This is a genomic window from Cytophagia bacterium CHB2, assembly GCA_030263535.1.
In the GTDB taxonomy this organism is placed as follows: Bacteria; Zhuqueibacterota; Zhuqueibacteria; order Zhuqueibacterales; family Zhuqueibacteraceae; genus Coneutiohabitans.
This window is the reverse complement of sequence record SZPB01000239.1, coordinates 1-9,945: the sequence shown is the minus strand read 5'-3', so window position 1 is coordinate 9,945 and position 9,945 is coordinate 1. Positions and strand designations below refer to the sequence as shown.

Here is a 9,945-nt window from a genome sequence, read left to right as displayed (position 1 = left end):
ATGAAGATTTCTTTGATAGGATTAGCCGAGGGGTTGCATTCCCTTCATTTTGAGGAAGAGCCGGAGAATTGTGGCATTGTTGCTCATCCCAACCTCACCAATAGAATTCAGATTGATGTCGATCTGGAGAGGCGCGTCTCACGGTTAATCCTGCGCAATACGATCAACACCGTTGGTCGCTTCACGTGTGACCGTTGTTTAACGGAATTCGATCGTACGATTGTCGATACCGGGCGCGTGGTCTTTACCAGCGATGAAGAACTGCTGGCGCTCTCCGAAGATGAAGTGCATTTGCTCGAAAAAGACGCGCGCGAGATTGATGTGACCAACGATATCCGTGATCTCGTGCTGCTGGCGGTGCCGGCAAAAATCCTGTGCTCGGAAGATTGTAAAGGGCTGTGCCCCCATTGCGGGGTTAATTTGAATGAAGAAACCTGCCTGTGCGGCGTGCGACCGCTTGATCCGCGCTGGCAGGCTTTGCAGAAACTATTCAACTAAGAGAGGTTCTTGTGCCTAATCCGAAACGACGCCATTCCCGTACGCGCCGCGATAAACGACGCACGCATTGGAAACTAGAATCCGTCAAAACGATTAAATGTAACCATTGCCATCAACCGAAACTGCCGCATCGCATTTGTCCCAATTGCGGCTATTACAATGATCGTTCCGTGTTTTTGCCGCGCGAATTATCCTGACCTTTTTCCTACCGTGATAAAGGATGAGATTCGGCATTCTTTCAGCCTGCATCATTTATTGACCACGACGATACACAGCCCACATGACATGGTTTCGTATGACGTAGCAATCTTATTGCAACCACAGCGAGGAAGCTGCCTTGACGAAAACCATGAATCCTCGCGGCGCGCTCGCATTCTCGATAAAAATGAACGAGCGAAGCAGGCCAGCGATAGTAGAATTTTTGAGCAAGGGGAGCATGCTCCCCGGAGCGACGCCTGAGCGCGCGCGTTTGCTGAAAAGAGGAAGCTATGCGGATTGCATTGGATGCGATGGGCGGTGATTTTGCACCAGCGGCGATTGTGCAGGGCGGTTTGGAAGCTGCGCGTTTGATGGAAGGCGAATGTGAAGTTGTCTTCGTCGGTGACGAGTTGAAAATTGCCGAAGAGATCGCGCGGCATCCGCTCTTGACGCGAGGCGAAAAGCAGTATTACTCGATTCATCACGCCTCCGAAAAGATTGAAATGGCGGATAAACCGACCGAAGCGCTCAAGAGGAAAAAAGACGCTTCGATTTTGGTGGCGAATCAATTGCAGCGGGATCGCAAGGTCGATGCCGTTGTCAGCGCCGGGCATACGGGCGCAGCCATGGCAGCCTCCCTGTTCGTGCTCGGCCGCATCCCCGGGGTCAATCGCCCCGGCATTGGCTCTTTGATTCCCAACGGCTATGGCGTGACCATGTTGATCGATGTCGGCGCGAATGTCGATGCCAAAGCGGTTCATCTGCTGCAATACGGCTTGATGGGCAGCATTTTTATGGAGCGCGTCGTCGGCATGCAAAAGCCGAAAATTGCGCTGCTCAGCATTGGCGAAGAACGTTCGAAGGGCACCGAAGTCACGCGCGAAGCCTATGAAATGCTGGAACGCAGCAATATCAATTTCATCGGCAACGTCGAAGGCCGGGACATTTTACAGGCCAAGGCCGATGTGGTGGTGTGCGACGGCTTTGTGGGAAACGTGATCCTGAAATACACCGAAAGCCTCGGCAATGTGTTTCGCCGGCATATCAAACGGCAGATTGGCAAGAAGATTTTTTTGAATATCGGCGCGTTTCTCATGCAGCCGACGTTCAAAGGCCTGCGCAAAATTTTCGATTATGAAGAATACGGCGGCGCGCCGCTGCTCGGCGTCGATGGCGTGACCATCATTTGTCATGGCTCCTCCACGCCGAAAGCCATTCGCAATGCCGTCAAGGAGGCGGTGGCCATGGTGCGCGAAGGCATCAATCAAATCATCCGCCGCGAATTGGAAGCATTCGAAGTTCAAAAGGGAGTGTCACTCGTTGAGCAAGACGCCTAAATCAAAAGTGTTGGGTACCGGGCGGGCTGTTCCCGAGCGCGTGCTGACCAACGCCGATCTTGAAAAAATGGTCGATACCAGCGATGAATGGATCCGCTCACGCACCGGCATCGAGCGGCGCTTCATCGCCTCGAAAGACGATTTGACCTCAAAGCTGTGCGCCTCTGCGGCGCAAAAGGCCTTGGCAAAAGCGCAAATTTCAGCGGAACAATTGGACGCCATTATCATTGGCACGGTAACAGGCGACGCCTATTTCCCCTCGACCGCCTGTTATGTGCAGGAAATTTTGGGCGCCACGAACGCCGCCGCATTTGATCTTTCCGCCGCTTGTTCCGGCTTCATTTACAGCCTTACAGTGGCGGATAACATGATCGCGGCGGGCAAAGCGCGCTACGTTCTCGTTGTCGGCGGCGAGATTTTAAGCCGCATTACGGATTGGACCGACCGCGCCACGTGCGTGTTGTTCGGTGACGGCGCGGGCGCGGTGGTGATCGGTCCGGCGCAAGACGAGCACGGCGTTATCGACACCTTCATCAAAAGCGACGGCCGTCTCACGAGTTTACTTTGCATGATCGGCGGCGGCACCAAAGTGCCGTTCGACATTGCACTTTCGGAAAAGTTGTTTCACCTTGACATGCAAGGTCCGGAAGTATTCAAGCATGCGGTCACCGCCATGGGCGATGCCGCTTCCAGCATTCTCGAGCGCAATGACATGACGGGCGAAGACGTCAGCCTGCTCATTCCGCATCAGGCGAACTTGCGCATCATTACCGCCACCGCGAAACGCGTCAACATGCCGATGGAAAAAGTTTACGTCAACGTGCAAGATTACGGCAACACCTCTGCCGCCTCCATTCCGATCGCCATCGATGAAGCCTTTGAAAAAGGGCGTTTGCGCCCGAATGATTTGTGTTTGATGGTGGCGTTCGGCGGGGGATTCACCTGGGGCTCGGCACTTATTCGATTCTAAGCCATGAGCCAGAAAGTCGCATTCATTTTTCCGGGGCAGGCCTCGCAATTCGTCGGGATGGCGAAGGATCTGTTCGAGGAATATGCGGTCGCGCGTGAGATGTTCCAGCAGGCCAATGACGCGCTTGGCTTTGATATTCAAAAAATTTGTTTTGACGGCCCGCTGGACGAGCTGACGAAAACCTCGATTACGCAGCCGGCCATTTTGATTCACAGCGCCATCGTCGCGCGCCTGCTTCAGGAAAAAGATATTTTGCCTGCGATGGCAGCCGGTCATAGTCTGGGAGAATACTCCGCCTTGGTTGCCGCCGGCGCATTGAGCTTTCAGGAGGCGCTGCGGTTGGTCAAGCTGCGCGGCGAGTTGATGCATCAAGCCGGCATTGAAAATCCCGGCACCATGGCTGCCATCATGGGATTGGCGCCTGAGGAAGTTGAAGCGCTTTGCAGCGAAGTGACGGCAACATCGGCTGCCGAGGGCCAAGTGGTGCAAGCCGCGAATTTCAATTCACGCGAGCAAACTGTAATTTCCGGGCACGTTGGTGCAGTTGAAAAAGCGATGGCGTTGGCGAAGGAACGCGGGGCAAAATTGGCGAAGCAGCTTGCCGTGGGCGGCGCATTTCATTCCCCGCTGATGGCAGGCGCACGCGCCGGTTTGGAACAGGCGCTTGCCGCCGCCCATTTTCAAGAGGCACGTTGCCCGGTCTACACCAACGTTACCGCAATGCCCGAGCAGCAAGCCGCCGTGTTGCGCGAGCGCCTGGGACAGCAACTCATTAGCCCGGTGCGCTGGTTCACAACGATTGAGAATATGATTGCCGAGGGCGCAGAAGCATTTTATGAAATTGGCCCCGGCAAAGTGCTCGCCGGGTTGAATAAACGGATCAATAAAGAGTATGCCGTGATCACCGCCGGCACAGTCGCGGAAGTGCAGGCTCTGCTCGCCGGGGCAGCTAAATAGTGTTGGCGTCCGTTTGCTTGTTGCTCAGTTGTTTGATTGCGGTTCGTTCGTGATGGAGAGATTCCAAATTACATATGACTATCGGCTGACATATGTCAAAACTTCAAAATAAAATTGCCCTTGTTACCGGCGGGTCGCGCGGTATCGGCAAAGCGATTGCCATACGATTTGCCCGTGAAGGCGCACAAGTTGTGCTCACCGGGCGCAATCTTGAGCCGGCGGAAAAAGTGGCGGAAGAAATTCGCCAGCAAGGCGGCAAGGCTGCCGCGCGGGCAGCAAATGCCAGCGCCGCTGCCGAGGTTGATAGCTTGATCAAATCGATTGTGGATGAATTCGGGCGTCTCGATATTCTGGTGAATAATGCCGGCATCACGCGCGACAATATTCTCTTGCGCATGCGCGACGACGAATGGAACGAAGTGGTTGCCACCAATCTGACCGGCGTTTTTAATCACATACGCGCGGCAAGCAAAGTGATGGTCAAGCAGCGTTCCGGCAAGATCATCAACCTGACCTCCGTGGTGGCGCAAATGGGCAACCGCGGCCAAGCCAACTACTGCGCAGCAAAAGCCGGCGTGATCGGCCTGACCAAATCGGTCGCGCGCGAATTGGCAAGCCGCAACATTCAGGTCAATGCGGTTGCGCCCGGCTATATCGAGACGGATTTGACCTCCGGACTCGCGGAAGCGGTGAAGGAATCGCTGCTGCAATCTGTTCCACTGGGACGGATTGGCACGAGCGACGAGGTTGCCGGCCTGGTTTTATTTCTGGCTTCGGCCGAGGCCGATTACATCACCGGGCAAGTGTTGAATATCGACGGCGGTTTGGTGATGGCGTGAAAAATTTTGGCACGTGAATTTACTTTGTGCAACAACGAAGATCATAAGCGACAATTCAGTAACCAACAAATCTTTCAATCAAGAATTGAGGAGTGAAAACGAATGGCTGATATTGAAAGCAAAGTCAAGCAGATCATCGTGGATCAGCTCGGTGTTGACGCCGCCCAGGTGACCAATGAAGCCAGTTTTATCGAAGACCTTGGTGCAGATTCTCTGGACACGGTCGAGCTGGTGATGGCGTTCGAAGAGGAATTCGACCTCGAAATTCCCGACGAAGAAGCTGAAAAGCTCACCACCGTCGGCCAGGCGCTGGAATATTTGAAAAAGAAAATGCCGGCTTGAGCCGGCTTGATTTTGCGCTTTGCCATGACAGAGGGAGCATGGCAGTTGTTGTATGCGTCAAATCCGAGCTGCACGGAGCCGTCAAGGTGACGTGAATGTGTCGCGCGCCTGGCGAGATCACCTTGACTGTGTCGTTCAATCATGTTGACACGCAGATGCAAAAAAGACGAGTCGTCGTAACCGGCCTCGGCGCGATCTCACCGCTTGGCAATACCGTCAACGCGTTGTGGGATAATGCCCTGGCCGGCAAATCCGGCGTCGCCAGGATTGCGAAATTCGACCCGGTTGCTGCGGGCGTCGAAACGCAATTTGCCGCAGAAGTCAAGAATTTTGATCCCACCGATTACATCGAGCGCAAAGAAACGCGGCGGATGGATCCGTTCGTGCAATTTGCCGTGGCGGCAGCCTCGGAAGCCATTGCCTCCGCGCGCCTCGATGATTCCCGCATTGACAAAACCCGCGTCGGCGTCGTGGTCAGTTCGGGTATCGGCGGCTTGTCGACGTTCGAGCGAGAGTTTGAAAAATATTTTGAAAAAGGCGTTTCGCGATTAAGCCCCTTTTTCATTCCCATGATGATTTCAGATATGGCAGCCGGCCACATTTCGATTCAACACGGGTTCAAGGGGCCGAATTTCGCGATTACCTCCGCATGCGCCTCCGGCTCGCATGCTATTGCCGAATGCTTTCGCGCCATCGAACGCGGCGAGGCGGATGTCATGATTTGCGGCGGCAGCGAGGCCGCGGTCACGCCCATGGGCGTCGGCGGTTTTAATGCGATGAAAGCGCTGTCCACCCGCAACGATGATCCGCAGCGCGCCAGCCGCCCGTTTGATAAAGAACGCGACGGCTTTGTCATGGGCGAAGGCGCGGGTATTATTGTTTTGGAAGCGCTGGAAAGCGCCATGCGTCGCGGCGTTGAGATCAATGGTGAGATTGTGGGCGTCGGTTCCACTGCGGACGCGCACCACATCACCGCACCGGCGCCCGGCGGCGAGGGCGCGATTCGCGCGATGAAGCGGGCTTTGGCCGAAGCCGGCGTGGCCCCGGAGGAGGTGCAATATATCAATGCGCACGGCACCTCCACGCCCGCAAACGACAAAGCCGAAACAGACGCCATCGCGCAGGTTTTTGGCGAGCAGGCGTCTCAACTCAACATCAGTTCGACGAAGTCCATGATCGGGCATTTGCTGGGCGCGGCCGGCGCCATCGAGTTCATTCTCACGGTGCTGTCGTGCAAGCATGATGTTATTCATCCGACGATCAATCAAATCACGCCCGATCCGGAATGTTACCTCAACTACACGCCGAATGAGGCCGTTCATCGCGACGTGCAAGTCGCTCTGTCAAACTCATTCGGCTTTGGGGGACACAACGTAACGATTGTGGTGCGAAAATTTGTCAATTGAGTTTCGTGAAGCAACCATCTCCCGCCAACGCTTTGAAGTTATGCTGAGTCTACTCCGACAGTTTTTCACCAGGAGGAACGGAAAAACGGGAGGGACGGGTAGCGCGGCGCAGATCAAGGAATTCTGCAAAACCATCGACTATCGCTTCCGCCGAGCGGAGTTGCTGGTGCAGGCGCTCAAGCACCGCTCGTACCTGCCGCAAGTCAATGAACGCCGTTCACACTCGAACGAGCGTCTGGAGTTGTTGGGGGATGCCGTACTCGGCCTCGTCGTCACCGAATACCTCTATCGCAAATTCCCGGAAAAAGAAGAAGGCGATATCACGGCGATCAAATCCCTGCTGGTCAGCCGCAAAATCCTAACCCGCATCGCGCGCAAACTCGATCTCGGCAAATTCGTGCTGATGAGCGAGTCGGAAGATTTTTCCGGCGGTCGCGTGCGGCCCTCGATTATCGCCGATGCTTATGAAGCCGTGATCGGGGCGGTTTATCTCGATGGCGGCATTGAGCAGGCGCGCGCCTTCATCAAGCAAACGTTGCTCAGCGAGATGGAGCAAATTCTAAGCGAAGAGCAGCATCGCAACTTCAAAAGCATTCTGCTCGAACTCTCGCAAAGCCGCAACATGGGAACGCCCTACTACAACGTGCTCTCCGAAGAAGGCCCTGATCACAACAAAATTTTCACCGTTGAAGTCCGCATTCAAAACCGCACCATGGGCATGGGCGTAGGCAATTCCAAAAAGCGCGCCGAGCAGAATGCCGCCCAGCATGCCTTGTCGCAATTGCTGTAATCGTTTTTCCGGCTTTGTCGAATTCATGTTTGCCCCAAAATACCACCGTCCGGACGATTTGTCTGTTGAAGCGAGGAGGGTTATTGGCTTCGCTTCCAGCACAAGATGAGAAATCGCCCGGGCGGTTTTCTTTTTTAGGGAAGAAAATGCCATGAAAAGAAATTCAATCAATGCTGCCTTGCTTTTTTTTGCGGTGATCGCCGGTAATACTTTCGCGCAGCCTCTCACGAGCTATCATGCACGCCATGCGTTTCTGTTGGCGCCGTCCGCCGCCTTTGATGACGGCCTGCTGGGTTTCACCAATCCCGCGAATGTGGCCATGCTCCGGCAAAGTGAAACGCGCTTTCTCTGGTCAACGGATGGTACGAAGGCTACTTCTTTCAATGACTGGGGGCTTTTCTGGGGCATGCGCGGATTGGGTTTTTCGACGCAACGCCAGCACCGCGGCGACCTGGCCGTCACAGAGTATAACCTCGCCGGCGGCTTCGGGTCGCGCGCATTTGCGTTGGGCATGGCTTACAACTGGTCAACGGGCGATCGCGCCGCGTTCGGTCGGGAGAAGTTGTTCACCGTTGGTTCGATCATACGGCCCTCACGTTTTCTTTCGCTGGGCTTGATCGGCAATTTTTCCACGGAAAGCAGCAATCGTGAAGGCATCGCTGAAATCGGCATTCGCCCGCTCGGCACGCCGCGGCTCACGCTGTTTGCTGATGCGGCGATACAAAACGGCATGTCTCTTTCCGAGGCGCCCTGGAGCGCAGGCGCGGCTTTGCAAGTGTTGGAAGGGATGCATCTCGTGGGGCGAACCTTCGACTCTGAGGCTTTCACGCTGGGAATGACAATCAACTTCGGCAAAAGCGGCATTGGCGGGCAGGCGCACTTTGATGCCGGACGCGATCACGCTTACAATACTTACATGATTCGCGCCGGCGGCGTGAAGCCAAGTGTTGTTTCCAGCGGCAAGGGAAAACGCTATCTCGCCATCAACCTGAAAGGCCGGATGGATTATCACAAGTATGTCTGGTTTGACAAAGACACGAACCGGCTTTACGAAGTATTAAACAACATTCGCGCCGCAACCGCAGACCCGCAGATCGGATTGCTCGCGCTCAATCTTTCCGGCATGCAAATCGCGCCGGAGCATGCTTGGGAAATCCGCGAAGCGCTCAAGCAAGCGCAAGCGGCGGGCAAAAAGCTGATCATTTTCATCGACAACGCTGAGATGACGGACTATCATTTGGCAAGTGTCGCGGATAAAGTCGTGCTGGACCCCGAGGGCATGCTCACGCTGCAAGGGTTCGTTCTGGGCCGCACCTACTTGAAAGGCACGCTCGAAAAAATGGGACTGGGGTTCGACGAGTGGCGCTTTTTCAAATACAAGTCTGCGATGGAAAGCCTCAGTCGCGACAGCCTGTCTGAAGGCGATCGCGAACAGTTGCAGGATTTCGTCGATGATTGGTATGAATTGGTGCAACGTGAGGTGTGTGCCTCGCGCGGTTTAACGCCGGAACGTTTTGATCAACTGATTGACAACGAAACCCTTTTCACGGCAGAATCGGCGTTGCGAGCGCATCTCGTCGATACGCTGGCGCGCTGGTCGGCGCTCAGCGAGGTGATCAAAAGTTTTACGGGGAATGCTTTGCGCTCGATTTCAGCGAATGACCTTCGGGAGCAAGCCGAAGCTTTGCAAGCCTGGGGCGAGCCGCCGAAGATTGCGCTGGTTTACGGCTTGGGCGTCTGCGCCATGGATGAGGGCATTCGCGCACGTTGGCTGGAAAAAGTTTTTCGGGATCTCGCCAAGAATCCCGCGATCAAAGCGGTTGTTTTTCGCGTTGATTCGCCCGGCGGCGACGGCATGGCGAGCGACGTGGTCGCCGCAGCGCTGAAAAAATGCAGCGAGAAAAAGCCCGTGATCGTGAGTCAAGGTCAGGTGGCCGGCTCCGGCGGGTATTGGATTTCGATGTATGGCGACACCATTGTGGCCGGGCCCAACACCATCACCGGTTCGATCGGCGTGATCGGCGGCTGGATTTACGACAAGGGTTTTAGCGAAAAAATCGGCATGACGGAAGATCACGTCAAGCGCGGCGCGCATGCCGATGCCGGTTATGGTATTACATTGCCGTTGCTCGGAGTGCGCGTGCCGGCGCGCAATTTGACAGCGGAAGAACGCGACCGGATCGAAACGTTGATGAAAGATTTCTATGAAACGTTTGTTGCCAAAGTTGCGCAAGGCCGCGGCATGTCTGTTGCGCAGGTGAAGGACATTGCCGAAGGCCGCATTTTTTCGGGCATTGATGGCAAAGCCAATGGCCTGGTGGATGAAGTCGGCGGCATGCTGACGGCGCTGGCCATTGCGCAGCAGCGCGCCGGAATTGACCCTGGTCACGAAATCGAAGTGGTCGAAATACCCGCCTCCAAAGGCCTGTTCAATTTCAGTCCGGGATTACCGGGCGTCAAAACGCAAATGGCAAATGATCCGATCCTGCAATTCATCAAATTCATGAGCGAGCGCAACGGCCAACCGATGCCGTTGCTCGTGCCAGGCATGTATCCGGAGTGAATGGGCGAAGTCAGACTGGCGTAAGTGAAGTCCGACTTGCGCTCA

The 9,945-nt window shown here is 55.2% G+C and carries 10 protein-coding genes; all 10 read left to right on the top strand.

The features are described from left to right. The 10 genes from FBQ85_20235 to sppA all read left to right on the top strand — a co-directional run bounded on the left by FBQ85_20235 (nt 1) and on the right by sppA (nt 9,900). Nucleotides 1–498: a DUF177 domain-containing protein gene (locus tag FBQ85_20235; GenBank protein MDL1877465.1), complete on the top strand. Its 498-nt coding sequence runs from the start codon at nt 1–3 to the stop codon at nt 496–498. A gap of 11 nt (nt 499–509) precedes the next feature. Continuing rightward, nucleotides 510–695 (top strand): 50S ribosomal protein L32, encoded by a 186-nt coding sequence (locus FBQ85_20230; GenBank protein MDL1877464.1) that lies wholly within the window; start codon nt 510–512, stop codon nt 693–695. A gap of 291 nt (nt 696–986) precedes the next feature. After that, a complete protein-coding gene (gene plsX / locus FBQ85_20225) occupies nt 987–2,033 on the top strand; it encodes a phosphate acyltransferase PlsX (protein MDL1877463.1) in 1,047 nt (348 codons plus the stop codon). Next, on the top strand, nt 1,918–3,003 hold the full coding sequence (locus FBQ85_20220) for a ketoacyl-ACP synthase III (protein MDL1877462.1): 1,086 nt from the start codon (nt 1,918–1,920) through the stop codon (nt 3,001–3,003). The genes plsX and FBQ85_20220 overlap by 116 nt, the downstream gene beginning before the upstream one ends. 3 nt (nt 3,004–3,006) lie before the next feature. Further along, nucleotides 3,007–3,960 (top strand): ACP S-malonyltransferase, encoded by a 954-nt coding sequence (fabD, locus tag FBQ85_20215; GenBank protein ID MDL1877461.1) that lies wholly within the window; start codon nt 3,007–3,009, stop codon nt 3,958–3,960. Between the two features lie 92 nt (nt 3,961–4,052). Further along, entirely contained in the window at nt 4,053–4,799 is a 747-nt protein-coding gene (gene fabG, locus FBQ85_20210; GenBank protein MDL1877460.1) for a 3-oxoacyl-[acyl-carrier-protein] reductase, read from the top strand. 102 nt (nt 4,800–4,901) lie between these two features. After that, a complete protein-coding gene (gene acpP / locus FBQ85_20205) occupies nt 4,902–5,141 on the top strand; it encodes an acyl carrier protein (protein ID MDL1877459.1) in 240 nt (79 codons plus the stop codon). Between the two features lie 155 nt (nt 5,142–5,296). Further along, nucleotides 5,297–6,547 carry a beta-ketoacyl-ACP synthase II gene (gene fabF, locus FBQ85_20200; protein MDL1877458.1) on the top strand — a complete coding sequence of 417 codons (1,251 nt, stop codon included), beginning with the start codon at nt 5,297–5,299 and terminating at the stop codon, nt 6,545–6,547. Nucleotides 6,548–6,587: 40 nt separating this feature from the next. Then, entirely contained in the window at nt 6,588–7,337 is a 750-nt protein-coding gene (gene rnc, locus FBQ85_20195; GenBank protein ID MDL1877457.1) for a ribonuclease III, read from the top strand. Between the two features lie 151 nt (nt 7,338–7,488). Further along, nucleotides 7,489–9,900, top strand: coding sequence for a signal peptide peptidase SppA (gene sppA, locus FBQ85_20190; GenBank protein ID MDL1877456.1), 2,412 nt, complete (start codon nt 7,489–7,491; stop codon nt 9,898–9,900). The last annotated feature ends 45 nt before the right edge of the window (nt 9,901–9,945 follow it).